Origin of the sequence: Pseudoalteromonas shioyasakiensis (genome assembly GCF_001550135.1) — a bacterium.
GTDB lineage: Bacteria > Pseudomonadota > Gammaproteobacteria > Enterobacterales > Alteromonadaceae > Pseudoalteromonas > Pseudoalteromonas shioyasakiensis.
The window spans coordinates 45,529-72,458 of sequence record NZ_LRUE01000020.1; the positions used below are offsets into that span (position 1 = coordinate 45,529).

The following is a 26,930-nucleotide window of genomic DNA, read 5'->3' on the forward strand; positions in this document are numbered from 1 at the left end:
AAATAGTATAAAACCTGATATTTCTCATGCCGCTAGCGACCGAAACAGATAATAAAAAACTACAAAAACTGAAGCTAGCCTTCTGGTTTTCACTTGCCTGTATCATCGTGATTGGTCTTGTAATCGACCAAATTAATTACAGCCGCGAGAAAGATGCTTTTCGTGCACAGGAGCTGGCAAAAGTAAGTGCCTATCGTGCAGAGCTCGAAGCCACCTTAATATCTAACATTCAACTTGTACGCGGCTTGGCGGTTGCCGTTGCGGCTGAACCCAATTTAGACCAAGCCCGCTTCACGCAAATTGCCAGCCCCCTATTTTCAACGTCTTCAGAGCTTAGGAACATCGGCGCAGCACCGGATATGGTTATTCAGATGACTTATCCTCTTGTGGGTAATGAGAAATCTATTGGGCTCAACTTTTTAGAAAACCCAGCGCAGCGTGACGACGCAATTAGAGCACGGGATGAAAACCGTATTGTTATGGCCGGCCCATTAGAGTTGGTGCAAGGTGGTCAAGCATTGATAGCAAGAATGCCCGTATTCACTCCACCAGAGCTCACTTTTTGGGGGCTCCTATCTGTTGTCCTCGATATAGATAAAATCTACACAAACTCGGGGTTAATCGCACTGAGTCAGCATTATGATGTTGCCCTGCAAGGCAGAAATGGCCTTGGTGCTAAAGGTGATTTTTTCTACGGTTCACAAGACGTGCTCAATACCAACCCTCTGAGCTTTAGAATTAACTTTCCAGGTGGTGAGTGGCAGATGTACGCCACACCAAAATCTGGATGGCAGCCACCAAGTTCTGCTATTTGGCCGCTTAGACTGGCCATTATTCTATTTTGTGTTTTATTTGCTGGCGCCTCTGTATTCTTTTTACGCATGGTCGAAAGACAGTACAAAAGCGAACGTATGTTAGAAACCATGAGTAGTCTTGCTAAAGTCGGCGCTTGGTCTTTTAATCTAGAGACAAGAACCGTCTATTGGTCTGATATGACCAAGCAAATTTTTAAGTTTCCTCTTAATGTACAGCCAGAGTGGCCTGCTAACTTTACACTTTTTAAGGCTGGTGAAAGCCGGGATAAAATTCGTCGCCTTAACGAGCGTGCAATCAAGTATGGTGAGAGTTTTGAGACTCAAGTGCAAATCATAACTGCTGAAGGTGATGAAGTTTGGGTGCTGCTACATGGTGAAGCCGAGCATAAAAATGGCCGTTGTATAAAACTTTTTGGTTCACTACAAAATATTGATACCCGTAAGCGAGATGAGCTAGAAAACAACAAAATAGCCTTACATAATGAGATTTTAGCCTCTCTTACCGTTAATGATGCTGTACTGACGGGTAACCTTAACTTATCTAAACATGTTATTGTGCAAGCAATTTGTCACGCTTTTGATATTGATCGCGCTAGTATTTGGCTATTTAGTGACGATCGCCAATCGCTCAATACCTTTGCTATTCACGACCAAAGTCAGCCTGAATTTAGTGAGCCGATTTCACTCCAGCAGTTTGAATTTCAAAATTATTTTGATGCTATTAACAATCACGCTGTAATTAATGCCAGTGATGCACAGCAACATCCACTGACTAGTGACCTACGTAGCAACTATCTTGATTGGTTTAATATACGCTCAATGCTGACTGTGATAATCCCCACAGGTAGCAAAACAATGGGGGTTGTGTGCGCCGAAAAATGTCATAACCGCAGACATTGGAGTAAAAATGAAGAAAGCTTTTTAATCGCAGTTGCGGCACTCATTGGTAGTTTACACGCAAGTCAGCGCCGTATAGAGACCGAACAACAACTCGTTCAAGCAAAAGAAGCTGCTGAACAAGCAGTAAAAGCCAAAAGTGAATTTTTAGCAAGCATGAGTCATGAGATCCGCACCCCTATGAATGGCGTGATCGGGATGCTCAATATCATCAAACAAACCAAACTAGACACCCAGCAAAACCACCATATAGATTTGGCGCAATCATCGGCTGAATCACTATTGCATATCATTAACGATATTTTAGATTTCTCTAAAATTGAGGCCGGTAAGCTCGATATTGAAAATGTTAGCTTTAATGTATCAAAACTACTTGGCGATACTATCGAATCGTTTGCCATTAAAGCAGAACAAAACAATACCAAGTTGCTGCTAGATACCACACACCTTAATCACGGCTTTATCATTAGCGACCCAAACCGGATTAGGCAAATTATCAATAACCTAGTTAGCAATGCGGTTAAATTCACAAAAGATGGTGAGATTATCGTCATCGCCAAACTCGAAACAAACAACGAAGAATTGTTCTTGAACTGCTCTGTTATTGATTCGGGTGTAGGTATCAAGCCCGAAAAGCAAGCCACTTTATTTGACTCATTCACGCAAGCGGATGCATCAACTACACGCCAATACGGCGGTACAGGGCTTGGCCTTGCAATAGTAAAACAGCTGTGTCAGTTAATGGATGGTGATGTCAGTGTGGTTAGTTCATACGGGGAAGGCAGCACCTTTAATTTTACTGTAAAAGTTAAACGTGATCATACAAAGCAAGCGCCAGAGCCAAGCCACATTATAGATAAAAAGCATATTTTAATTGCTGATAATTGTAAGCTCAGTAGCAATATTGCCAAAAAACAATTGCAGCTATGGGGAGCAGAGGTCGAGACCTATACTGATATGCCAAGCTTACTCAATCGTGCTGCAATGCCAACCGATAATGGCTGCGATGCAATTTTAGTGGATTATCTTTTTTATAGCAGCGCAACAAAAGAGCACCAACAAGCATTCTTAAAATACTTTAATGCCACCAGCTGTAAACGAATTTTAATGGCCCCAATGAGCCTTACTGAAAAACAAACGAGACAAACATTAAAAGTTGAGAGTATTATCTTTAAACCATTAACGCAGTCTGATTTATTTAATTCACTGGCAAACGACAAGTACATTGAACAGCAGCAGGTTAATAAAGAAACCTTAATAACTAAGGTCGTGACCAGTAGCGGTAGCGCTGAGTCACAAGTCTTGCTGGTTGAAGATAATAAAGTAAATCAGATGGTGGCAGGTTCGTTGCTAAAACAAGCAGGCATTAGTTTTGATATCGCTGAAAATGGCCTTGAAGCGATTGCAAAACTTTCAAGCCGAGAGCAAAGCCCCTACCAATTAGTGTTAATGGATTGCCAAATGCCAGAAATGGATGGTTACCAAGCAACGCGAGCCATTCGGGCAGGTGAAGCAGGCGCAGCTCATCAGGGGGTTAATATCGTCGCACTCACTGCAAATGCGATGCAAGGTGACAAAGAGCGTTGTTTAAACGCAGGTATGAACGACTATGTCACCAAACCCCTTAAATTTGACTCGCTCAATAAAAAGTTAACAGTGTGGCTAAGCACTGAAGAATAAAAAGAGAGTAAAACCATGCAATTATCATCAATTCAACAACGTGTTATTGGCTGTTTACTCGAAAAGCAAAGTACAACACCCGAACATTACCCGTTATCTTTAAATTCACTGACTAATGCATGTAATCAAAAGTCGAACCGTGAACCTGTATTGTCTTTAACTGAAGCGCAAGTACAAGATACCCTCGATGAGCTTATTGCATCACGCTTAGTGACGGTTGATGAAGGGCTGTCAGGGCGTGTAAATAAATATGCTCACCGCTTTTGTAATACCGAATTTGGCAGTTTGCAGTTTACTGAGCAGCAACGCGCCATTATTTGTTTGTTACTGTTACGTGGCCCGCAAACACCAGGCGAGTTGAGAACACGCAGCAACCGCCTCGCTGAGTTCAGTAACGTCAATGAAGTCGAAGCCGCATTAAACGCACTCATTGCACAAGAACATGTGGCACGCTTAGCACGAGAGCCCGGCAAACGAGAGAGCCGCTACATGCACTTATTTGTTGACCCAGACAGCATTACTGAGGATATGGCTGCTAATGAGCCAATGCAGGATAATAGTAGTGAAGTGCAGCAATTACGAAGCGAAATCGAAGAACTTAAGCAACAAATTAACGCAATAAAAGCGCATTTAGGTCTTTAATAAAAACCGCGCCCGTAACATAATGTACAAGACGCTGACAACCACAACGAAAAATAGGAGCTCTACCATGCGTGCCGACATTCTGGCGGAAATGAAAGTCCAACCAACTATTGATGTAAAAGCGGAAATCACCCGTCGTGTTAACTTTCTTAAAAGCCGACTTATTGCTGCGCACTCTCGCTCACTTGTATTAGGGATCAGTGGCGGTGTTGACTCATCAACCTGTGGCCGTTTATGCCAATTAGCGGTTGATGAATTAAATCAAGAACATAACACCAACGAATATCAATTTATTGCTGTGCGCTTACCTTACGGCGTACAAGCAGATGAAGACGAAGCACAACTAGCCGTAGATTTTATTCAACCTAGTAAACGTATGACGGTTAACATTAAAGCGGCTGTCGATGGCATGCATGAACAAGCAATGGCGGCAGTTGTTGGTGGTGGTGCTGAATTACCAGAGCAAGCTAAAATCGACTTTATCAAAGGCAATGTAAAAGCGCGCCAACGCATGGTTGCGCAGTATGAAATTGCCGGTTTCAGCCAAGGCTTAGTTGTTGGTACCGATCACAGTGCTGAAAACATCACTGGCTTTTACACAAAATTTGGTGACGGAGCATGTGACCTAGCCCCTTTATTTGGCTTATCAAAGCGTCAAGTTCGTGCGCTTGCTGAGCACTTGGGAGCACCAGCTGTCCTTGTACATAAAGCCCCAACGGCCGACTTAGAGTGTGATCGCCCAGGTCTAACTGATGAAGAAGCGCTTGGCCTCACTTACGATCAAATTGATGATTTCTTAGAAGGTAAAGAAGTCAGCAATGAAGTCGAAGAAAAGCTAACAGCAATTTACTTACGTACTCAACATAAGCGCCAAGCGATCCCAACGGTATACGACGAGCTTTAAAAACGGTTAAAACACTAAAAGGGCAATAATAATTGCCCTTTTTCCTTCCTCGTACAGACCCTTAGCAATATTCAAAACCTTCAATCACTCATTATCGGCCGCGCTAAATGATCTAGAGCGCTATGCTTGACGTAAAAGTTAGCAACATGATTGCAGTAAAGATGAAATAGTTCTGTAATTTGGTTTATAGTTGTTACAGTTAAATACATTACATTTCAAATCAAAAATCTAAGGTTTTATATTAGTTTATGTCATCGCCCATTTTAATTACTGGCGCAGGCCAACGTATTGGACTCGCTCTGGCCGAGCACTTTTTAGCGCAAGGGCAAGAAATCATCGTCACTTACCGTACCCGCCATGAAGCAATTGATGTGCTTGCAGGTAAAGGCGCTATTTGCATCCATGCTGATTTTAATAGTGACCAAGCTATCGGGCATTTTATCGAAGAATTAAAAACCCATACCAACCAGCTCAAGGCAATTATCCATAATGCGTCTAGCTGGGATTGCGAAGCAAATAACCACGATTACGCAGACCTATTCGATAACATGATGCGTATCCACGCCAAAGCGCCCTATTTAATTAATTTAGCAGCTTCTGATTTGCTACTGCATTATCAGCAAAACAGTGGCCAAGCCGCAGATATTATTCACTTAACCGATTATGTGGTTGAAAAAGGCAGCCCTAAGCACCTTGCTTATGCAGCAAGCAAAGCAGCGCTTGATAATTTAACCAAGTCGTTTGCCGCTAAATTTGCACCAGACATTAAAGTGAATGCTATCGCCCCTTCGTTAATTATTTTTAATGAACACGATAGCGACGAATACAAAGCCAAAACATTAAAGAAATCGCTAATGGGCATTGAGCCCGGCTGCGCCGAGATTATTAACAGCGTAGAACTATTACTAAGCAGTCACTACATCACAGGTCGTTCTATGCCTGTTGATGGTGGCAGACATTTAAAATAACGAATTACAGAGAAAGCTATGCACGATGATTTAAAAAATAGTTACCAACAAATAATTACCGCAGTAGGTGAAGATCCTGCTCGTGAAGGATTACTCGACACACCAAAACGCGCAGCAAAAGCGATGGAGTATCTGACTAAAGGCTATCGTCAAACATTAGATGAAATCACCAACAATGCGGTATTCACTTCAGATGCCGATGACATGGTATTGATCCAAGACATTGAGCTTTACTCTATGTGTGAGCACCACTTGCTGCCATTTGTTGGCCGCTGCCATATTGCTTATATTCCTGATGGCAAAGTGCTTGGTTTATCTAAGTTTGCGCGAATTGTTGACATGTTCGCACGTCGTTTTCAAATTCAAGAGCAATTAACCCATCAAATTGCTAAAGCGGTTGAAGAAGTGACAGGCGCGAAAGGTGTTGGCGTAATCGTCGAGGCAAAACATATGTGTATGATGATGCGCGGCGTTGAAAAGCAAAACTCAAGTATGCGTACATCAGTTATGTTAGGTAACTTCAGAGCCGATCCAAAAACCCGTAACGAGTTCTTACAACTAGTTAGAGGGTAATGATGGCCAACGCAATTATTAATGTCACTAACCTCAGGCTACGAACCTTTATAGGTTTTAACCCTGAGGAACGTGAGAAAAAACAAGATGTAGTGATTAATTTAGAAATTCATTACCCTGCTGATCAAGCTTGTGAAACTGACGCAGTCGATAAAGCACTAAACTACAAGACCATTACTAAAGAAGTGATCAGCCTTGTCGAAGAAGGCCACTTTTTACTGTTAGAAAAATTGGTTGCTGAAATTTTAGCAATTTGCCACCAGCATCAAAGCGTTCACTATGCCAAAGTGCGCGTCGATAAACCTCATGCGCTGCGCTTTGCTGATTCAGTATCACTGACCCTAGATTGGCAAAAAAGTTAAAATAAGGGCGTGTTCACCTTTGTGGATTAAAATTTGTTCACTCTAGGGGCGATTTAATCGCGGCGCGAGATTTGTAACCTAGTGGGCTAAGTAAAAATCGAGCAACAAAGAGTTAATCGCCCCTAGGAAGAACCCGAAGGGCAGCGCGTGTTTGGCATTGATGCTGCGTTATCACCTATTTATGTGGAACAACCACACTACATAGGCTCTGCCTTGCCTAAATACCAAACACACTGCTGCAAAATTAATCATAAAAGGTAAACACGCCCTAGTCCCACCGCAAAGGCAAGCACAGCTAAATAACGTGCGCCTTTGCCTAGGGTCACGAGTAACAAAAAGATTGAAAACTTAACCCTAAAAATTCCGCCAACAACCGTTAAAGGGTCGCCGACAATAGGCAGCCAAGCAAATAGCAAACTGTAAATACCGTATTTATTAAATTGCTGTTCGGCTTTGTCTATCGACTTTTGTGAAACGGGAAACCATTTACGCTCTTTAAATCGCATGACTTGCGTGCCCAGCCAATAATTCACACAACTCCCAAGCACATTGCCTACAGTTGCACTTAACCATAACAACCAAAGTAGATAGTCACCACTGGCTATCATAGCTGTCATTACTAATTCTGAAGAGCTAGGTAATAAGGTTGCGGAAATAAACGCGCTGAAAAATAACGATAAGTAGGCCATAAACATCACATAAAAAAGCTCAGCAAATGGCTGAGCTTTTAGTATATGGCAATTAGTTTACTTTATAAATTCTATCGCCATAGGGTATTTAACTTCTTTACCATCGTTGGCTTTAATCGCCGATACGACCACCATAATCAATGAGAATAGCGCTACTAATGGTAGCAGGATGACTCCAACGACAACAAACATCAGCATAAAGCACACAATGTAAGCAATCATCATGGTTAATTGAAAGTTTAATGATTTGCGACCATGCTCAGCAACAAGTGGCATTTCTTCTTTTTTTACAAGCCAAACAATCAAAGGCCCAATCACCGAACCAAACGGGAAAAGCAAGCCTGCTAAGGCACTTAAGTGACAAAACATTGCCCATGTGCGCTGCTCTTTATCTGCCACAATTATTTCAACTTTTTGATTATCATCCATTTTAAATTCCTTGTTATGGGTCTGTTTGTTTCTCTACTATAAACCGTAATGACTTTTTACCCTAGTTAAATTGGTTAAATTTAAAACTCTCAACCAGCAAAAAAGGCTGTAATCAGCGTTGTGATAAAAATGTGATAACTTCGTGAGGGTTTCTGGATATTGCTATTCGATACTGGTTTTGAATCATCAAAAACAGGAATCTCACATGAAAGCTTTACCTTTAACTTTATTCGCTGCATGCGCAGTAACTAGCCTTGCAAGCCAAGCTGCTGAGCTTGATATAAAACTAACTAACCTCACGCAAGGTTTACACTTTACCCCTATTCTCATTACTGCCCATAACAGTGACAGCAAACTTTTCAGCGTTGCTATGCCTGCTTCTACAGCCCTACAGACTATGGCTGAAGGTGGCAATCTCGAGCCATTGATGACTGAAGCCACAGCCGCAAACAGCGACATGGTTGCCAACCCAGCTGAAGGTTTATTAGCCCCAGCAAGCTCAACGATGGCGAGCTTATCCACCAAGGATGGCAATAACTACTTATCTCTAACAGCCATGCTACTGCCTACCAATGATGGCTTTGTAGGTTTAGATAGTTGGATGATCCCAACAGAGGCTGGTACCTACACAGTTTATCTCAATGCCTATGATGCTGGCACCGAAGCCAATGATGAGCTTGTTGTTGAGGGTTCAGGTATGCCGGGCACGCCAGGCATTCCTGCCGCACCGGGTGGTAATGCGGGTATGAATAGTAGCGGCGTCACCAGTAGCGAAACCAATATGATGGTGCATATTCATCCGGGTAATTTAGGTGACGACGATTTAGAAGCAGGTATGAGTGACCTCGATAACACCGTACACAGATGGTTAAACCCAGTTGCGATGCTAACAGTTACGGTTAAATAGGAGGTTATTATGCGCTTTTCAAAAAGCTTAATTATCCTCGCATTGAGTGCCGGCCTTGCGGCCTGTGGGGATTCAGATAAATCATCAGACAACATGGATGAAGCGCTGGAAGAAATGACAATGGAAATGGGTGAGATGGCAACAAATCATCAATTTATGGTGGAGGTAGTCAATCTCACCGCTGCTCAACCTTTCTCCCCTGTTGCTGTGATTGCTCACACCGATGGCATGCTTTGGAAAATTGGCGAGCCAGCATCTGAAGCACTTGAAATTATGGCTGAAGGCGGCGATAACAGCGAGCTACTCGCAGCAGAAATGACAATGCAAGCAGCTTCAGCAGAAAGCCCATTACCACCAGGTGAGCAAGTCACGTTGACCCTGACAACGGGAGAGCTTGATTCATTAAAAATTAGCTTAGCGACCATGTTGGTGAATACAAATGACGCGTTTACCGGTCTTAATGCTATAGACGTGTCTTCGTTAGCGGTTAATGAGTCACTGTCTCGTACTAGTTTTGCCTATGATGCAGGCACAGAGGCTAACTCTGAAGCACAAGGCACGATCCCTGGTCCTGCCGACTCAGGCGAAGGCTACAACGAAATGCGTGACGATATTAACCGTGTTGCAATGCACCCAGGTGTGGTTAGTCAAGATGATGGCCTGACAAACTCTGTGCTCACAAGCCAGCATAAGTTTGATAACCCGGTTGCTCGGATCACGATAACGCGGACGCAATAATAATCGCACTCCTTACACCGAGGTCATAAGGATGTGCCTCTGTGATTTGGAGTGAGCCATGCGCCAAGAAAAATTATTAATCGTCGAAGATGATAGAGCAATCCGCCAACTTATCAGCACACAATTGCACTGCCTAAACTTACATATTGATGAAGCCTCGAGCGCTGAAGCTGCAATAAAGAAGCTTGCCAGCTCAAGTTACGGCTTAGTACTGCTTGATATTAACCTGCCACAAATGGATGGCTTGAGCTTATGCCGCAAAATTAAAGAGCACTACCCAAGTATTGCCGTTATTTTACTGACCGCACTCAGTAGCGATATGGACAGAGTGATTGGTTTGGAAATGGGCGCTGATGACTATATTTGCAAGCCTTTCTTCGCCAGAGAATTACAAGCACGAATAAAAACACAATTACGGCATAGGTCACAACTTATGGCAGCTCAATCACATCATGAAGATAGCGCTCAAGCGGCAATTCAACTTGGAGAACTACACATTGAATTTGCCAGCCACCAAGCATTTTTAGCTGACCAAGCAATTAACTTAACCGCCACCGAATTCGATTTACTGGTCTATTTTGCTAAACACCCAAACCATGTTTTTAGCCGCCAACAATTACTAGACCAAGTATGGGGCTATCAACACAGCGGCTACGAGCATACGGTTAATTCCCATATAAACCGTTTACGCAGTAAGTTTGAGCAACATCACCCAGCCAACTTTATCGAAACAGTTTGGGGTGTAGGCTATAAATTAAACCCCGGTCAATTGAGTGCAAACTAATGAAATCAATGACGCTTTATCAAAAACTCGCTTGGTCATTAGTGCTTATTTTTAGCCTGTTGTGCGCACTCGTCTTAAATTGGAGTAAGCAGCTAGAGCAAAGCTCGGTACACCATGCTCAGCAAAACTTGCACCTTCAATTAGCCGAACATTTAGTGCATGATAACCCACTGATCCAGCAAGGTGTGTATGACTATAAGGCACTAGAAAACTTATTTCACACGCTGATGATACTTGGTCCGGCTTTTGAGTTTTATTTTGTAGACCCAGAAGGTCATTTACTGACTTATTCAGCCAAACCGGGGCAAGTCGTAAGGCAACAAATAAACTTAAGCCCAATACAGCAGCTACTCGACAACCCCACTGCCACACCGATTTATGGTGACGATCCACGTAGCAAGGATGGCGTAAAAATTTTTTCGACCGCACCAGTTTATAATCAGCAACAACTGCAAGGCTATTTGTACGTGATAATTGGCGGGCAAGCTTACGATACAACCCTTAAAAACATAAAAGCCAATGATAACCTTTGGCTAGCCGCAATGTGGTTTGTAGCCGCCTTAGTTGCGCTCTTTATTGCGATGTTGCTGTTATTTCGGTTTTTCACCTTACCGCTCAAAAAACTCAATAAAGAGCTTAATAAAATAGAAGCGGCTAACTACAGCCTAACCAAAATGTCATTGGACTCTAGCTATACAGCTGATGATGAAATTGGCAATTTAAGCAAAGGCGTCAATGCCATGCTGGCGCGTATTGATGAGCAGTTTCAGTCATTACAGCACGCTGATAAGCAACGCCGAGAGTTACTCACTCATTTATCACACGATTTACGTACGCCGCTCTCTTCACTGCACGGCTTTCTAGAGGTGATCAATAAACCGGATAGCCACTTAAACGAGCCCGAGCAACGTCATTATCTCAACCTTGCAATGGATAACTGCCAGCAACTAAAACAGCTGATTGAACAAATTTTTGAGCTGGCTAATTTAGAGTGCGGCCAAGTGAAAATACAATCCGAGACCTTTAATTTGGGCGAGTTGATTTATGATTGTGTGGCAAAGCTTGCTCTAACAGCGCAATCAGCTGGGATTTCGCTCAAGGTTATTCCCGAAATTTGCGATTTTACCGTGACAGCAGATATTGCAAAATTAGAGCGGGTGCTTACAAACTTAATCGAAAATGCCATTCGGCACACCCCAAATGGCGGTGAAATAGCCGTTAAAGTTAGCCAGCAAAGTGATCAGTTATACGTGGCAGTGTCTGATACCGGGGTTGGTATTCATGAGGATGAACTCAATGCGATTTTCGAACCTCACTATCAGGCGCGTAATAGTATAAAACGAGGCTCAACAGGCTTGGGACTTGCTATTTGCAAGCAACTGCTCAACCTAATGGATAGTGAAATAAACGTAAAAAGTACCTTAGGAAAAGGCAGTGAATTTCGTTTTAATTTAGCGATGCAGGCATCCGCTTAATCACGGATGCCTGTGTTGTTATTATTTTTCGATACCCGCTAAATCGAGCATAAAGGCGTAATATAAAGCGGTATCTTGCAAGCTTTTAAAGCGCCCAGAAGCGCCGCCGTGCCCTGCTTCCATGTCGGTTTTGAACAGCAACAGGTTATCATCGGTTTTATATTCACGTAGCTTAGCAACCCATTTTGCAGGCTCAAAATACTGAACTTGAGAGTCGTGTAAGCCGGTGGTGACTAACATATTTGGGTAAGCCTGCTTCTTAACTTGGTCATACGGCGAATATGACAGCATGTAATCGTAATAGACTTTATCGTTCGGGTTGCCCCACTCGTCATACTCATTCGTTGTCAGTGGTAAGCTGGCATCTAACATGGTCGTGACTACATCAACAAAAGGCACTGCTGCAATCACCCCTTTATAAAGTTCAGGCGCTTGATTCACAACAGCCCCCATTAGTAAGCCACCTGCACTGCCACCCATGGCAAAAATATTATCCTTATCACCATACTTTTGAGCTGCTAATGATTTAGTCACATCAACAAAGTCATTAAAGCTGTTTTGTTTTTTCAGCAACTTGCCGTCTTCGTACCAAGGACGACCCAGCATTTGTGAGCCACGTATATGCGCAATCGCAAACACAAAACCACGATCAAGTAAGCTTAATCGAGAGCTAGAAAAGCTCGGATCCATGGTCGCACCATACGAACCATAACCATATTGCATAAGCGGATTAGAGCCGTCTTTTTTGAACATGTCTTTACGATAAACAAGGCTCACAGGAACATCGACACCATCTCGGGTGGTCACGTAAACTCGCTCAGAGGCATAATTGTCAGGATTAAAATCACCTAACACTTTACGCTGTTTAAGCAGGTTTTTTTCACCACTTTCTAGGTTGATATCGTAGCTGCTGCCTGGCGTCGTCATACTTGAATAGTAAACACGTAAGTTAGGGTTATCTAACTCACCATTACCATAACTAAAGACCATATAGGTTGGGTCATTAAACGCAACGACTTGCTCTTGTTGGTTACGAAGGTCACGAATAGTGATACGGGTTTGCCCCATTTCTCGCTCTTCGTATACTAAATGATTGTTAAATAACTCAATGCCTTCAAGCTTTACGTTATCACGACCAGCAATTAGCGTTTGCCAATTTGCTTTATCATGCGCTTTATCGCGATGCACTTTCATCAGTTGAAAGTTAACTGCATTTAAATTGGTAACGATGTAATACCAATCGCCTAACTTTTTGATGTCATATTCAAGCCCTGCTTCGCGTTCAATAAAACGTTTTGGCATTGCTTTGACATCATTTGCATCAATAACCGAGACGCCCGATGCACTGGTGCTGCCATGGCTAATATAGATTTCTTGTTGGTCTTTACTCTTGTAAATACCGGTGTAATAACTGGTATTTTTCTCTTCGTAAACGAGTTCGTCGTCGGCTTGCGGGGTGCCTAGCGTATGGCGATATACTTGGTAGCCTAACAGCGTTTGTAGGTCTTTTTTGATGTAGTAAAAGGTTTTGTTGTCATTAGCCCACACGACATCACCTTCTGTACCTTCAAGGCTTTCTGTGAGCATTTTACCTGTGGTTAAATCTTTTACTTTAATTGTGTAAATACGACGACTCACAGTGTCTTCACCATAAGCCAGCAAATTGCCATTTGGGCTGACAGCTAAACCTGTTACGGCAAAATAATCATGATTTTTAGCAAGCTCATTCACATTTAAGATAACCTGCTTACCTTCTCCTTGGCTATCTTTGCTGCGCACATAAACCGGATATTCGTCATCACCGCGCGTTTGTGAGAAATAGTAATATTCCCCTTTTTTTGTCGGTACCGTATCATCATCCTTCTCAATACGCCCTTTAAGTTCTTCGAACAGGGTGTTTTGTAGCGTTTGAGTATGCGCTAACTTACTTTCAACATACGCATTTTCAGCATTCAAATGAGCAATAACAGCGGCATCTTTGCGCTTATCATCACGCATCCAATAGTAGTTATCGACACGAGTGTCTCCATGAATGGTCATTTCATGAGGTATTTTTTTGGCGACGGGTGCTGCAATCTGAACTTGCTCTGTGATAACAGCTTTTTCTTTATTATCTGGGACTTTATTACACGCTGATAGAACAGCTAAAGAGAGTGCCGCTAGGCAAAGTGAATGGCCAACTTTCATGGGATTCCTGTTTTCGTTTTATTATTCTGTCTCCAATATAAGTAAAAAAACTGCAATATATAAGTAGCCTTTGTGAAGCAATGTAAAAAGGGAGCCGAAGCTCCCTTTTATCACTTACTTATCAAGTAATTACTTTTGCTTACGACGACGCATAAATGCGAACGGTGTAGCAAGTAATGTTAACCATGCTAGTGAACCTGAAGAAGATTTTTTCTTCTCTGGTTCTTCAACTACAACTGGTTGCTCAGACGCTTCATCAGCTAGGTTGTTAACTGTAACAGTTACCATAGCAGACTCTGAAACATTACCTGATCTGTCAGTTGCAACAACTTCTAGTTCAATTGATGTTAAACCAGCGTCATAATCAAGTACGTCTTGATTCATAACTACAACATCACCTGAAGATGTTACTGAAATAGCTGTTGAACTTGAGCTAATTACAATGAACTCTGTAACAGGGCTTGCTAAATCAGCACCATAAGTTGCTTCTAGCGTACCAATTACCGTACCATTTTCAGTGTTTTCATCAACAGAGAACTCAGTATCAACAATAACTGGTGGAGTATTCGAGTCTGATTCAGGTGTTGCAGCATACGCTTTAGAACCCGAGTCTGAAAGAATCATGAAGTCTTCACCTGCATTGTATAAAGTAGCTGAAGCACCTGGTTCAATTGAGCTAACAGCTTCACCAGCTTCATCTACAAACATTGCATATACATCACTTGATGCATCTGTGAATGTGTAAGTACCCATTGCAACATCACCTTCTTCAGTTGCAATTGGTGTCCATGTTTCTTCTTCTGTACGGAAACGAACATCTACAGTTGCTCGACCAATGTCATCGGCTGTTAGGCCAAATGCTTCAATACAGCTTTGCATTGTGAGGTGGTTGTTACCGATAATTTGGTAATAATTATCTAAGAAACCAGAAGCACTACCATAGCCGTGAGTAAAGGTAATTGCAGTGCCCGGCTCAACATCGTAGAACCACTCTAACTTACCATTTTGTACTGTAACATCGTAAACACCATCTTGGTCCATATCGAAGTCAGCCATGAAACCACCCACGTAAGAGTGAGTAATTCCCTCGTTTAGCACTAATGTAGTAAGTGTTACATAACCGCTTTCACAAATTTCAGCTGATACAGCAAATGTTTCGATTGATGCGCCTACTAAGTCAAAACGTTGGTCTTCATCAATATCATCAGTCATTACTGTAGGAGCAAATACAGGATCAAGTGCTACCGCACCTGTGTTTGTTACTTCATGTGCAACGCCGTTATCAGTCACAACTGGCATGAAGCTCATTGCCGCATTTGCTTTTGGTAATACGTGATAAACAAGGTGGAATGCTTCATCGCTGCCATCAGAGAAGATTAGCGCACCATCAAGCTCTAGGTTAGTTAAGTCAGCCGTAGCATCTTGAGAACCAATATTTTCCTCAGTTAAAGTCCACTCAGGTAGAGTTGCAGGATCAATTGTTGCTGTCACGTCAAATGACATTGTTTGACCTGCTGGCACTGTAATTGACTCTGGGTAGTCAAGTGAGAATGAACCACGCTCAACATCGTCTGCATAACGTTGTTCAAGAGAAAGTGTGTACACTTGGTCTTCGTTAGAGAAGTTCTTAACTTGAACTGTTTTAGTAAGCTCAACTGTTTCTGATGCGTTTACTAAACCAAACGAAAGCGCAGCTTGTTTGGTATCTGCAGCCCAAGCAGCAACCGGTAAGTTAGCCGCTTTGTTTACATCAACAAGACCCGCACCGATATAACTAATTGGTGCAAGCTCAGCGTCTGGGTTAATCGCTAACGGCTCCATAGTTACATTTAGGTTTGCCGTGTTCATTAATGTCGCTTTAATTTCAAACGCGTTACGCTCTGGCAGCGCTTCTTTTAATAAGCTCACCGCACCAGCAGTAATAGGACCCGAGAATGAAGTACCTGTTGCGCCAGTAAGACCATCACCAAGACCAGGATGAGCAGTCATGATGTTTACACCTGGTGCTGTAATCTCTGGTTTTAACAGCCCGCCCATTGAAGGACCACGCGATGTGAAATCAGCAATCGCGCCAGACATAACAAGACGCTCAACTGTTAGGTTAAACGTACCGCCCGCTTTTAGAGCTGTACCAGCTGCAAACGTTACGCCTACAGAAGGGATAGTAACAGTTGGATCTGAACCGCCCATAGGTGCTGGCGTGCCATCGTCATTATTGTTTGCAATAATAACAAACTCTGCGCCTTTAGCTTGTGCTGCTAATACTTTAACTGTAAATGCACATGCACCACGGTCTATGATAACGCCTTTACCTGTAAAATCTACGTCGTCAGCAAACGCTTCACAAGCCGTTTGATTTGCATCTGGGTACACAAGTTCCAAGTTTTCATTAGTGTAGCTAAATGCCATCTGTGGACCAAAGCTGGCTGGCTGCACAACAGCTTCTTCACCATTAACTGTACCACTACCAACTGATTCTTCACCGGTAGGGTGAGTCATCGCACCCACTGAAAGAGCGTTTTCAGTTGTACTTGGGCCACCTACGATGAATGGATAAGCACCATCATTACCAGCAGAGATAACAACGTTTGTACCAAGTTTAACTGCTTGGTTGATGAATAGGCCAACTGCATCGTTTGCAATATCACCGTAATCGCCACCAAGTGACATATTTACAACATCAACACGGTCGCTCATATCACCGTCACCATTCGGATCCATTGCACTTTCAAGAGCTAAAAGTTGTGCAAGGCCTGGACAGCCACTATTACATACAGAGTAAACAAATAAATCTACGTTTGGTGCAATACCGTTAACAGAGTGAGAAACGTGTGTACCGTGGTTTGTATCTACATCAATAGGATCGGCATCATCGTTAATGTAATCATAACCACCTAATACTTTACCTTGTGGCCAATCAACTGACGCAGGATCAGCAATAGCTGCCGCATAGGCTTCATCAGTCCCCGCACCACCAAAAGCGGTATGAGTGTAGTCAATACCTGTATCAAGCACAGCAACGCGAACACCTTCACCTGTTGCTAAACCATTAGATACTAAAGGAGTTGCTTCAATATAGTCAGCGCTGTCAGCAACATGCAATTCATAATCGTATACTGGGTAAATGCCCTCAACTTGAGAGTTCGATAGTAACTTAGCAACATCTTGCTTATTACCATTGACTACGATTGAGCTTACTAGTGTTGATGTTTTAGCGACAACTTGTACAGGCAAGTCCATACTATTGATTGCTTGCTCTACGCTTGCTTGCGCTACTTTTGCTTGCGCTTGAATTGACGCTACATCCGCGCCCATTGTTTTAGCATTAACTGATGCTGGAGCATTTAACTTAATTAACCAGCTTGTAGCTTCGCGATGAGCTTTTTGTTCTTTTTTAGTTACCGCGCTCGATTGGATTAATTTTTTGCCGGCAAGATTATATTTAGAAAAGTCATTGGCTTGTGCACTAGCGCACATTGCACTGGTTACAGCCAAAGCAACTGCAGTTCTTTTTATTAGATTTTTAGACATGGGTTCCCCTGGGATATGTTATGTTATCGTCTAAATAGTGATTGAAACAAAGTTTCAGAACTAATATAAAACGGAAACCCTAGCAAGAACAACATTTCTGTTACATAAGAATTACATTCAGCTAAAACAAAGAACACTGAGTTTAAGTAACATATTGTTTTAAAATGATTTAAAGATGCAAGCTAGAGTTGTAAATATTTGTAAATGAACAGTGTGTTGAGTTTTAGTAAATAGAGTATTGAAAATGAATTCAGAAGTAATCAACATTCTTACCATGGCAAAGGTGATTCAAACGGCTGTTGCACCCGTCTTTTTAATTACCGGTATTGCTGCAACGTTAGGCGTGCTTTCAAACCGCTTAGCGCGTATTACCGATCGAGCGAGACAGTTAGAACGTAAACTTAAAGTCAGTACGGATGAAGACTTCAATAAGTCATTAACAACGGAGCTAAGGGCACTGTTGAAACGCTCTCGCTGCATCCATATTGCATTTAGTCTAAGTGTACTCAGTGCCTTATTAGTATGTGCTGTGGTTATGTGTCTATTTTTATCGCATATTCAATCTATCAACTTGAGCGTGACAATTGCTAGCTGCTTTGTGGCTGCTATGGCGCTTTTGATATGTGGATTTTTATCTTTACTATGCGAGGTTTTCTTAGCAACAAGAAGCATGCGCCGCGGCATGATCTTCGCTGATATTGATATAAATGATTAAATTAAACTTAAGTTAAGATTAACCGCGATACACTTGAATATTATATTGAGCTAAGATAAAACTCAGTTAGTTTACTTTTATGACATCTTAAGGGGCAAAAGGAATGAAATTAAAACAATTAGTAGTGGGTGCAATGCTTTCAACAATGGCACTAGGCGCTTCAGCAAATTCTGTATTTGAAGAGCCAAGCGATGCAATCGAGTATCGTCAAGCAGCATTTTCAATGATCCGCGTACAAATTGGTGACATGGGCGATATGCTAAAAGGAAAAGTACCTTTTGATGCAGAACGTTTTCAAAAGCGTGCCGACAATGCAGCGGCATTATCTAAAATGCCTTGGGAAGCTTTCGTAGCGGGTTCTGACAAGGGTGATACATCTGCACTTGCAGCTGTATGGAGCGACAACGAAACCTTTATGAAAAAAGCAGTTGCTTTCCAACAATATGCTGATGAGCTAGCAGTAGCAGCACAAAGTGGCGATAAGAAAGTAATCGGCAAAGCATTTGGCGCTTGGGCTAAAGGCTGTAAAGATTGCCATAAGTCTTTCAAAGACTAGTCTAGTTATGATTTAAACTAAAAAGGCGCTTATTAGCGCCTTTTTTTCATGTTTTGAAGTTGCTACCCAAGCAAATAGCTGAGCGGCTCTGCACCCCAAGTCGTAAATAGCACCACTAAGCACACTGCAAAAATAACAAAAGCTATCAACGGTGATTTAGTGACAGGCTCAGTAACCGCAACTTGCTCACTATTACCCGTAAGCATAGGTTTCACTAAGTTTTTTCCTTTAATGCGGTAAATCACAATCGCTATTACATGCAACACAATGGCATACAACAAAATATCAAAGTTTAAATGATGTAACCAACCGGCAAACTCTACGGTATCTGAGGATACATGCTCGACGAGTGGACCATCCGTTAATATATCGTCACTAGTCATTAAGCCAGAGGTTAGCTGCACAATGAGTAACGCAAAAAAGGCTATCACCATATAACTACCCGCCGCGCCGTGACCCGCCTTATGTTCATTGCTTGTAAATGACTTAATTGCAGCAACAGGTGAGTGAATAAGCGCAGACAGCTTTGCCGTTTTACTACCAATAAGGCCCCAAACAAGACGTGTAATAATAAGCGCTAGAGTGAAGTAGCCTGCAGCAAAGTGCAGCTCCAACATACCTTCTTCAGCACTAAAATAGAGGGTTGCGATGGCCGCAACTAATAACCAATGGAAGCTTCTTATAAAGCCATCCCATACTTTAACTTTAGACATTGTAACTTTCCCTTTAAAGACGCTTATAACTTGCAGATATGAAATTTCAGCAATGGGTTCGGCTATACATTATTGCAAACTTCAGTTATTTTGACACACCTCTATTTCAGCTGTTTTGATCTGAGCCATAACAACAAACATGAGCGATAAGATGCATAAATCAACAATAAGAGCCTTGCTAAAAGGGTTTTTCGACATGCTCCCCTTATGTCTTGCGGTGTTACCTTGGGGGATTTTATGTGGCTCGTTAGCCGTTCAAAATGGCTTCAGTGCTTTAGAAACACAAGCTATGTCGTTGTTGGTATTTGCAGGATCAGCACAACTCGTTGCGATTGAATTAATGGCCGGCAATACCCCGCTTTTAACTATCTTATTTACCACTCTCATTATTAGCTCACGGCACTTTTTATATGGTTTAGCTATTCGCCACAAAGTCATAGATCAACCCTTTCGTTGGCGACTACCAGTGAGTTTTGTACTGACGGATGAGTTATTTGCTTTTTCGCACCATCGCAAAGCGTACCGCACAAAAGTGCGCCTTATTTATGCACTCAGTGCCGGTTTTAGTTTTTATATTGCTTGGAATATCTGGACCTTGCTAGGTATTGTCGCAGGAAGTCTCCTTCCCGATTTAACAAATCTTGGCCTTGATTTTGCCATCGCTGCCACGTTTATTGCTTTAGTTATTCCGGGTGTAAAGAACCTTGCAACACTGGCTACAGTGATCACCGCAGGCGTTGTTGCAACACTATTAAAAAGTCAGGGCTTTCAACTTTGGCTTGTCACCGCGGCTCTTATCGCTATGACGGTTGGTTATCTAATTAGTCGCTGGCAAGCAAAAGAGGAGCATACACAATGATGACCACCATTTTATTAATGGCGTGTATCACCTTCTTCACACGTTACTTATTTTTACACCGCGCATTACCGTTTAAAGTCGGCCCGAAAATGCAGCAATTCTTAAGTTTTAGCGCCCCTGCAGTACTCACCGCAATTTGGGTGCCCATTGTGTTTATTAATGACGAAGGGATAAATCTAGATTGGCAAAACCCTTACCTAAGTGCTGCTGTTGTGTCTGTTATCGTGGCCTATAAAACACATAACATATACTACACAACACTGGCAGGGATGGGATTGTTTATAATTTTAAGTTAGCTGCGATGCTTAACGCCAAGTAAGAAAAACCGCTGATTAAAATTTACCCTTTTAGAAAAATGCCAAGCAAGTTAGAATCAATGCAACAATAATAAAAAGTTATCATTATGAGCGAATTTCACCAACTTTCTGCCACCAGCCTACAAGGCCAAACCGTTGACTTTTCTGATTTTGAAAACAAGGTTGTGCTTGTTGTAAATACCGCAAGTAAATGCGGTTTCACTCCACAATATGAAGGCTTACAAACACTGCATGAAAAGTATCATGAGCAAGGCTTAGTAATAATTGGTTTTCCATGTAACCAATTTGGAAAACAAGAACCAGGTGATGCAAAAGAAATTAAAGAAGGCTGCCTAATTAACTACGGCGTTAGCTTTTTAATGATGAGCAAAGTCGATGTGAATGGCGAACATGCTCACCCTGTTTTTAGATACCTAAAATCAGAATTACCGGGGTTTATCACCCGCAAAATAAAATGGAATTTCACCAAATTTTTAATTGGTAAAGATGGCAAGGCCATTAAGCGATATGCGCCACTGACAAAGCCTGAACAGCTCGAGTCAGACATCGCAGCTGCGCTGGACAAATAACAAAGCCTAAAAGCAATAAAGAGGCAAATTGCCTCTTTATCTAAATTTATGCTTAGTCGTTCAAGTACTCGTCAAAGTCGTCATCGCCTAAGTTTCTGCGCAAGCGTTTTTGTTCAAGATAGTCTTCCAACTTCTTCTTTACGCGTTGCTTTTTCTTGTCGTGTTGATTACGCCCGACCATTTCGTACTCGTCTTCAACAAAATCGTCATCTAGCGCGTCATAACTAAATGTCTTACCCACAACCCACTCCATAAAGTGTTTGAGACCAATTCTTGAGATTAAAATTTGCTCGATGAATTGGCAAAGATTAAAAAGCTCAGTAGTAATTTAGTATCTAAAAAACCACCAAAATAAAGCCATACACCCATGCTAAATAGGTCATATGTCAATATTGTGAATAAATAGCGCTAAATTTGATTTCTGAAAAGTGAGAGTTTTTTATCGTTTCGATAAAAGTCATTTATGCATGTGTATTTTTTAGTTAATTTGACTAAAAAATGGTTAAAAAGTTATTCCCCGCAATTTTTGAAAAAGCCTCAAAACACAGCAAGATTTTGAATTAATTGAATTTATAAATTTTGGCATTCAATTTGATTATGTATTTGTGTCATTTCAAACAGGAAAGAAAAAAATGAAAAAGTTATTGTTAGTAAGTTCTTTATTTATCGCTACCGGCGCAATGGCTCATAACGATAATGATACAAATATTTCATTCAGCGGTGAGCAGTGTGATGTTGAATTTATAAATGATGTACGCATTACACCAAGCGAGTTAGAAGTATACACAGCCGATAATCGCACTATGAAAATCATCGATCAACACACTTTATATATCGATGGTCAAAGCGTGTCGCTTGATGCTTCACAACAGCAAGCAATTGCAGATTACTCAGACAGCTTACGCAGCCAACTTCCTGAAGTAGCAAATATCGCACTTGATGGTGTAAAAATAGCTGGTGTAGCCATCGAAGAAGTATCAAATGCTTTCAATATTGATGGCCTAAGCGACATTTCAGAATTAATGGACGATATCAGCGTAGAAGTACAAAACGCTTTCTATCAGCAAGGTGCGTTCACCATGGGTCAGCAAAATTTCGAAAAATTTGGCCAAAACTTTGAAGACCAATTCGATGAGCAAATCGAATCGGCTGTCGAGTCAGCCATGATGCAATCGATGGGCAGTATTTTAGTGGCGCTAGGCTCTGAACTTTTAGGTTCAGGTGGCGACATGGATGAGTTTGAGCAACGTATGGAAAACATGGGCGCACAAATCGAAGCTCGTGTAGAAACACAGGCAGCTCAACTTGAAGAGCGTGCAGATGCGTTATGCGGCAGCTTTGCTGATATCGCTCATAAAGAGCAAGAGCTAGTGGTTCTAGTACCAGAGCTAAAAGAGTATCAACTATTTACTTTTAAACAGAACGCAGAGTAATGAATTAACATCCCTGAACCAAAACACTTGGTCCTTTCGCGCAGAGCTTGCTCTGCGCTTTTTTATTTTTTGGCCAGCACAGTCAGTTGCGATAACGTTTTAATCGCCTGCTCTAAGTTTTCAGACCAAGGCAAGCCATAACTTAAGCGAAAACAGCTACGGTACTTTTTACCCGCTGAGAATATCAAACCTGGAGTAATGCTGATCCCCGCCTCTAATGCCAAGTGGAATAACTTTACCGCATCATATTGGCTACCAAGGTCAACCCAGATAACACAGCCCCCTTGCGGGTTACTTATACGCGCACAACTTGGCATATATTGCTGCAGGCACCAAATCATACGTTCTTTATTGGTACTTAAGCGCTGTCTAAGCAAACGAATGTTACGGTCGTACTCACCGCTAGCTATAAACTCATACAAGGTCCACTGGTTTATAAGTGGCGCTGAGCAACTAAGCGCACGTTTGTGTCGCCTTGCTTGCTCTGCAAACTTACCGGCAATGATCCAACCAATGCGGTAACTAGGTGCGGCTGTTTTTGAAAACGACGCGCAGGTGATCACTAAGCCCTTTTTTGAATAAGCTTGTGCAGGAGTGGCACGCTTAGCTGTAAAATGTAAGTCGCCATAAACATCATCCTCAATAAGCACCACGTCACGCTGCTCTAAAAGTGCCACTAATTGCTCACGCTTGGCATCAGGCATAAAACTGCCAACAGGATTATTTAATGAGGTTGAAAACACACAGGCTTTTATATCATGCTCATCGAGTGCTTGAGCCAAATCATCTAGCCATATTCCTTCATCGGGGCATAGCGGTATTTCCAGTGCCTTTAAGCCTAAGCTTTCAATTAATTCGATAATGCCAAAATAACAAGGCGACTCGATAGCAATAACATCACCGGGTTTAGCGACACACTTAAGGGCAATCGCCAACGCTTCTTGAGCACCATTGGTGATCACTAATTCATCGCTATCAACCCCAATGCCAAAATCAAGATAGCGATGAATGAGTTGTTTTTTAAGTGGTGCAAAGCCATCCATCGGGCCGTAATTAATTGCCGATGCGCCCGCTAATGTCATTACTCGGCGCATTGTTCGTGCCAGTGCTTTATCTGTCGGTGCAGCGGCTACAGGGTTGGCGATACCAAATGGCACCACATTAGCTTTATGGATAGCGCTGTAGACTTGCTCAATCAAGCCTTGCTTATTGACTGTGGTCGGCTCTCGACTGAGCCTAACTCGCTTTGGTCGTGACTGATTTAACTGTGAAGACTTTAAAAAGTACCCTGACTTTTCTCTTGCTTCAATCAATCCTTGCCCTTCAAGTAATTGATACGCTTGTTTTACAGTAGGAATACTGATGTTGAGCTTGTCTGCCATTTTTCTGAGCGAAGGTAACTTTTCACCCGGTAATAACGAGCCTTGCAAGCAAAGATCTCTAACTAGCTGAATAACTTGTTGATATAAGAACTCACTGTTACTACGACTGATAACTTGTGACATAGCCCACCAAACTGTATAGGTTGCATTTCTAGTTTTCTGTATATGTTAAGTATACAGAAGAGGATTAAAATGAACATACTTTCACTTTTTGGGTACTAACTATGAAAAGCGCCGCTCTCTACCTTGCTACAGTACTGATCTGGGGATCGACTTGGCTAGCTATTGAGTTTCAACTAGGTGATGTCGCTGTTGAGGTCTCTTTATTTTACCGCTTTGCCATTGCAGCTATTTTAATGTGGGCCTTTGTGCTCATGAAAAAGCTACCTATGCATTATTCACTGCGTGATCACGGATTTTTTGCTTTATTAGCCTTATTTAACTTTGGTTTAAATTATTTAGTGCTGTATTGGGCGCAGAACTATCTCACCTCAGCAATGGCCTCAATAGCGTTTTCGATGTTGCTATTGATGAACATTATTAACACCCGCTTGTTCTTCGCAAAGCCAATTGCTAAACGAATTTACTTTGGGGCTCTACTTGGCGTAATGGGTATTGCCAGCTTATTTTGGCCACAAATTCAGCAATTCGACTTGAGTAACGGTGCGTTGGTCGGGTTACTACTTGCGCTATCTGGAACCTTTGTGGCTTCATTGGGGAATATGGTCAGTGTTCGAAATTCACAACGTAACATTGGCGTACTTCAAGGCAATGCCTGGGGTATGTTATACAGCGCTTTAGGTCTAGCTGCTTATGTTTTAGTAAGCGACGTTGAGCTCACGTTGAACGCCCCAAGTAGCTATTGGGTATCGCTTTTCTACTTAGCAGTGTTTGGCACCGTAATCGCATTTGCTTGTTACTTCGCGCTACTTAAAAACATCGGCCCTGAGCGCGCAAGCTATGTGATCGTGTTATTCCCACTGGTTGCAGTGGTGTTAAGTACTTTATTTGAAGGATTTGAATGGCAAGCGAATACCTTTATGGGATTTAGCTTGGTGTTATTCGGTAATGCTATCGTGCTGACTCCTACTCGACAAATTAAAGCATTTTTTGCTGCACGTAACCTACAGCAAAAAAGCTCCGTCCCCAGTTAGAAGTGACTATGTCGCCTCTAACACCAAGCGCCGGCAAATTTGCCGGCGCTTTTTTATGGCATATGAAAACGAAGTGCTTGTTTGTGTATCTTAATCTTAGCCGGAGTAAAACCAACAAGCTCACCATCGGCTTCTATAGCCAACCCTTTCGTGGTGACCTCTGCAGTTGTTAACTGGGTATATTCTAGCGCTTGCAAACCATGATGCTTTACGAGCAGTAAATACAAAAAGCTGATCAGGTTTTTCAACAAACCGCCAGCTGGCATGCAGTAGCAATCAAGCTGACCATCATTTAACTTTGCCCGAGGGGCAATCTTTAAGCCACCACCAAAGTAATGATGATTAGCAAAAATCGTCGCTAAATTACTGTAGCTGAGTGCTTTACCATTAAACTCACCCTGAACTGACTGTGCCTTAAATGAAAATAGCTGCTTGATGCCCTGCCAAGTGTAGCCAAACGAGCTAAAACTTCCGGCTTTATTTAGTTGAGTCACGACTTCAGCGTCAAAACCTATTCCCGCCACATTAATAAAATAGCGCTGATTGATTTGTCCAACATCGATTAACTCAGTACGGCTAATAAAAACAGCGTCATACCAAGCCTGTTGTTTACACGCAAAGCCACGAGCAAAATCATTTCCTGTGCCTGCCGGAATTAACGCGATAGAGCAGCGACTCGACATTAATGCATTAACAGCTAAATGCAGCGTCCCATCACCACCAATCACCACAACTTGAGTCTGGTTCTTAGCTAAAAGCGCTATATCAGCGCAATCATTCTCAAACTTGCCTGTGGTTAAATACAGTTCAGGCTCAATCTGTCTTTTTTTACATTCTTTTAGTAGCCAATCAACACTGTTTTTATGATTTTTTTTGTCACTTGGCTTTATTATTATCAACATCAACGGTTACTTCTTTTCTTGCATGGAAAAACACCACACTCGTTCAAATTATATTAATCTGAATATTTAGTCACTTTCTCACTCTAAAAACGCATAAATAAAAAGAATAAAAACTAAAAACCTTTATTTACCTACACTTCAGCGTTAAACAAACTGCATAAGAATGCAAGATACCACTAAGTTAAAAACTTAACCCCATGTTAATAAAAGGTTTTTGGATTAGAAAAAGTTATCCGACAGACTCAATTTTTATCGTTTTATTTTTGTTCAGTTTGATTGCAAAATACTCACGTTTTCAACCAAACACAACCCGGAGCAAAGTAATGAACCCAATTAATACATTAAACCAAAACGCTGCAACTCATGTTGCCGTAAAACCAACAAACCGCAAAGCAAAAATGTTGGCAAAACTAAATCGCTACGGCAAAAAGTTAGCTCTTGGCGGCGTAGTACAACAAAAGTAATCCCCAACCATGGTTACTTTATCGGTGCAGTAAACACCCAACCACTAACGAAGATCCTTCTTTAGCTCCTCCGTTTACTGCTCCAACCCCTTTCTTTTAAGTTAAAAACAGCAATTAATTAAACCTTTTTACAAAAAACTCCCTCTTTACGCTCAAAAAACAAGCAAACAAACTTTTTCCTATTTACACAGCCGATTCAGCTAAGTATTATTCTCGCATCACGATGTGGAGAGATGGCAGAGTGGTCGAATGCACCGGTCTTGAAAACCGGCAGGGGTTTGTAGC

The 26,930-nt window shown here is 41.9% G+C and carries 26 protein-coding genes and 1 tRNA gene (1 of these 27 running past the window's edge); 19 read left to right on the forward strand and 8 right to left on the reverse strand.

What is annotated here, in order from left to right:
• Positions 1-26: 26 nt before the first annotated feature.
• From PASHI_RS15490 to folX, 6 genes are all read left to right on the forward strand, one after another.
• Positions 27-3,392, forward strand: coding sequence for an ATP-binding protein (locus PASHI_RS15490; RefSeq protein ID WP_062566252.1), 3,366 nt, complete (start codon positions 27-29; stop codon positions 3,390-3,392).
• A gap of 15 nt (positions 3,393-3,407) precedes the next feature.
• On the forward strand, positions 3,408-4,034 hold the full coding sequence (locus tag PASHI_RS15495) for a YceH family protein (protein ID WP_062566253.1): 627 nt from the start codon (positions 3,408-3,410) through the stop codon (positions 4,032-4,034).
• A 67-nt stretch (positions 4,035-4,101) separates the two neighbouring features.
• Entirely contained in the window at positions 4,102-4,938 is an 837-nt protein-coding gene (nadE, locus tag PASHI_RS15500; protein ID WP_054563697.1) for an ammonia-dependent NAD(+) synthetase, read from the forward strand.
• A 248-nt stretch (positions 4,939-5,186) separates the two neighbouring features.
• A complete protein-coding gene (folM, locus tag PASHI_RS15505) occupies positions 5,187-5,906 on the forward strand; it encodes a dihydromonapterin reductase (protein ID WP_062566254.1) in 720 nt (239 codons plus the stop codon).
• A gap of 18 nt (positions 5,907-5,924) precedes the next feature.
• The gene (gene folE, locus PASHI_RS15510; protein ID WP_055199245.1) at positions 5,925-6,479 is read left to right on the forward strand and encodes a GTP cyclohydrolase I FolE; all 555 of its coding nucleotides are present in this window, start codon (positions 5,925-5,927) and stop codon (positions 6,477-6,479) included.
• A gap of 2 nt (positions 6,480-6,481) precedes the next feature.
• Positions 6,482-6,841, forward strand: coding sequence for a dihydroneopterin triphosphate 2'-epimerase (gene folX / locus PASHI_RS15515; RefSeq protein ID WP_054554637.1), 360 nt, complete (start codon positions 6,482-6,484; stop codon positions 6,839-6,841).
• Positions 6,842-7,089: 248 nt separating this feature from the next.
• Here folX and PASHI_RS15520 read toward each other — a convergent pair whose 3' ends face one another.
• Together PASHI_RS15520 and PASHI_RS15525 are read right to left on the reverse strand one after the other, a co-directional pair.
• Positions 7,090-7,530, reverse strand: a complete 441-nt coding sequence (locus PASHI_RS15520) for a YqaA family protein (protein WP_062566284.1) — start codon at positions 7,528-7,530, stop codon at positions 7,090-7,092.
• Positions 7,531-7,587: 57 nt separating this feature from the next.
• On the reverse strand, positions 7,588-7,959 hold the full coding sequence (locus PASHI_RS15525) for a DUF4870 domain-containing protein (RefSeq protein ID WP_054563699.1): 372 nt from the start codon (positions 7,957-7,959) through the stop codon (positions 7,588-7,590).
• Between the two features lie 205 nt (positions 7,960-8,164).
• Here PASHI_RS15525 and PASHI_RS15530 point away from each other — a divergent pair, with 205 nt between their 5' ends.
• The 4 genes from PASHI_RS15530 to PASHI_RS15545 are packed head-to-tail and all read left to right on the forward strand — an operon-like array spanning position 8,165 to position 11,863.
• The gene (locus PASHI_RS15530; RefSeq protein ID WP_062566255.1) at positions 8,165-8,866 is read left to right on the forward strand and encodes a spondin domain-containing protein; all 702 of its coding nucleotides are present in this window, start codon (positions 8,165-8,167) and stop codon (positions 8,864-8,866) included.
• A gap of 9 nt (positions 8,867-8,875) precedes the next feature.
• A complete protein-coding gene (locus tag PASHI_RS15535; protein WP_062566256.1) occupies positions 8,876-9,604 on the forward strand; it encodes a spondin domain-containing protein in 729 nt (242 codons plus the stop codon).
• A 58-nt stretch (positions 9,605-9,662) separates the two neighbouring features.
• Positions 9,663-10,388: a response regulator transcription factor gene (locus tag PASHI_RS15540; protein WP_062566257.1), complete on the forward strand. Its 726-nt coding sequence runs from the start codon at positions 9,663-9,665 to the stop codon at positions 10,386-10,388.
• On the forward strand, positions 10,388-11,863 hold the full coding sequence (locus PASHI_RS15545; RefSeq protein ID WP_062566258.1) for a sensor histidine kinase: 1,476 nt from the start codon (positions 10,388-10,390) through the stop codon (positions 11,861-11,863). The genes PASHI_RS15540 and PASHI_RS15545 overlap by 1 nt, the downstream gene beginning before the upstream one ends.
• A gap of 21 nt (positions 11,864-11,884) precedes the next feature.
• On the opposite strand, the gene PASHI_RS15550 is transcribed toward PASHI_RS15545, so the two are convergent.
• Both PASHI_RS15550 and PASHI_RS15555 read right to left on the reverse strand, forming a co-directional pair.
• Entirely contained in the window at positions 11,885-14,050 is a 2,166-nt protein-coding gene (locus tag PASHI_RS15550; protein ID WP_062566259.1) for a S9 family peptidase, read from the reverse strand.
• Positions 14,051-14,179: 129 nt separating this feature from the next.
• Complete coding sequence (locus PASHI_RS15555; protein WP_062566260.1) at positions 14,180-17,581, reverse strand: S8 family serine peptidase; 3,402 nt, start codon at positions 17,579-17,581, stop codon at positions 14,180-14,182.
• Between the two features lie 244 nt (positions 17,582-17,825).
• On the opposite strand from PASHI_RS15555, the gene PASHI_RS15560 reads away from it, so the two are divergent.
• Together PASHI_RS15560 and PASHI_RS15565 are read left to right on the forward strand one after the other, a co-directional pair.
• Positions 17,826-18,296 (forward strand): DUF2721 domain-containing protein, encoded by a 471-nt coding sequence (locus tag PASHI_RS15560; RefSeq protein WP_054554628.1) that lies wholly within the window; start codon positions 17,826-17,828, stop codon positions 18,294-18,296.
• 103 nt (positions 18,297-18,399) lie between these two features.
• On the forward strand, positions 18,400-18,852 hold the full coding sequence (locus tag PASHI_RS15565) for a c-type cytochrome (RefSeq protein ID WP_058585373.1): 453 nt from the start codon (positions 18,400-18,402) through the stop codon (positions 18,850-18,852).
• A gap of 62 nt (positions 18,853-18,914) precedes the next feature.
• On the opposite strand, the gene PASHI_RS15570 is transcribed toward PASHI_RS15565, so the two are convergent.
• Positions 18,915-19,565: a cytochrome b/b6 domain-containing protein gene (locus PASHI_RS15570; RefSeq protein WP_062566261.1), complete on the reverse strand. Its 651-nt coding sequence runs from the start codon at positions 19,563-19,565 to the stop codon at positions 18,915-18,917.
• A gap of 151 nt (positions 19,566-19,716) precedes the next feature.
• On the opposite strand from PASHI_RS15570, the gene PASHI_RS15575 reads away from it, so the two are divergent.
• The 3 genes from PASHI_RS15575 to PASHI_RS15585 all read left to right on the forward strand — a co-directional run bounded on the left by PASHI_RS15575 (position 19,717) and on the right by PASHI_RS15585 (position 21,310).
• Positions 19,717-20,424, forward strand: a complete 708-nt coding sequence (locus PASHI_RS15575) for an AzlC family ABC transporter permease (RefSeq protein ID WP_062566285.1) — start codon at positions 19,717-19,719, stop codon at positions 20,422-20,424.
• The gene (locus PASHI_RS15580) at positions 20,421-20,720 is read left to right on the forward strand and encodes an AzlD domain-containing protein (RefSeq protein ID WP_058585371.1); all 300 of its coding nucleotides are present in this window, start codon (positions 20,421-20,423) and stop codon (positions 20,718-20,720) included. Before PASHI_RS15575 ends, PASHI_RS15580 begins: the two co-directional genes overlap by 4 nt.
• Positions 20,721-20,827: 107 nt before the next feature.
• Positions 20,828-21,310 (forward strand): glutathione peroxidase, encoded by a 483-nt coding sequence (locus PASHI_RS15585; protein ID WP_062566262.1) that lies wholly within the window; start codon positions 20,828-20,830, stop codon positions 21,308-21,310.
• Positions 21,311-21,362: 52 nt separating this feature from the next.
• Here PASHI_RS15585 and PASHI_RS15590 read toward each other — a convergent pair whose 3' ends face one another.
• A complete protein-coding gene (locus PASHI_RS15590) occupies positions 21,363-21,551 on the reverse strand; it encodes a PA3496 family putative envelope integrity protein (RefSeq protein ID WP_082389337.1) in 189 nt (62 codons plus the stop codon).
• A 391-nt stretch (positions 21,552-21,942) separates the two neighbouring features.
• On the opposite strand from PASHI_RS15590, the gene PASHI_RS15595 reads away from it, so the two are divergent.
• Entirely contained in the window at positions 21,943-22,743 is an 801-nt protein-coding gene (locus PASHI_RS15595; RefSeq protein WP_054563710.1) for a YggN family protein, read from the forward strand.
• Between the two features lie 62 nt (positions 22,744-22,805).
• Here PASHI_RS15595 and PASHI_RS15600 read toward each other — a convergent pair whose 3' ends face one another.
• Positions 22,806-24,248, reverse strand: coding sequence for an aminotransferase-like domain-containing protein (locus PASHI_RS15600; RefSeq protein WP_054563711.1), 1,443 nt, complete (start codon positions 24,246-24,248; stop codon positions 22,806-22,808).
• Between the two features lie 101 nt (positions 24,249-24,349).
• Here PASHI_RS15600 and PASHI_RS15605 point away from each other — a divergent pair, with 101 nt between their 5' ends.
• Positions 24,350-25,279, forward strand: a complete 930-nt coding sequence (locus tag PASHI_RS15605; RefSeq protein ID WP_054563712.1) for a DMT family transporter — start codon at positions 24,350-24,352, stop codon at positions 25,277-25,279.
• A 53-nt stretch (positions 25,280-25,332) separates the two neighbouring features.
• Here PASHI_RS15605 and PASHI_RS15610 read toward each other — a convergent pair whose 3' ends face one another.
• On the reverse strand, positions 25,333-26,181 hold the full coding sequence (locus tag PASHI_RS15610; RefSeq protein ID WP_062566263.1) for a diacylglycerol/lipid kinase family protein: 849 nt from the start codon (positions 26,179-26,181) through the stop codon (positions 25,333-25,335).
• Between the two features lie 323 nt (positions 26,182-26,504).
• Between PASHI_RS15610 and PASHI_RS22105 the strand changes: the two genes are divergently transcribed.
• The gene (locus PASHI_RS22105) at positions 26,505-26,645 is read left to right on the forward strand and encodes a hypothetical protein (protein ID WP_165385084.1); all 141 of its coding nucleotides are present in this window, start codon (positions 26,505-26,507) and stop codon (positions 26,643-26,645) included.
• A gap of 227 nt (positions 26,646-26,872) precedes the next feature.
• Positions 26,873-26,930, forward strand: a tRNA-Ser gene (locus tag PASHI_RS22170) (it continues 200 nt past the right edge of the window).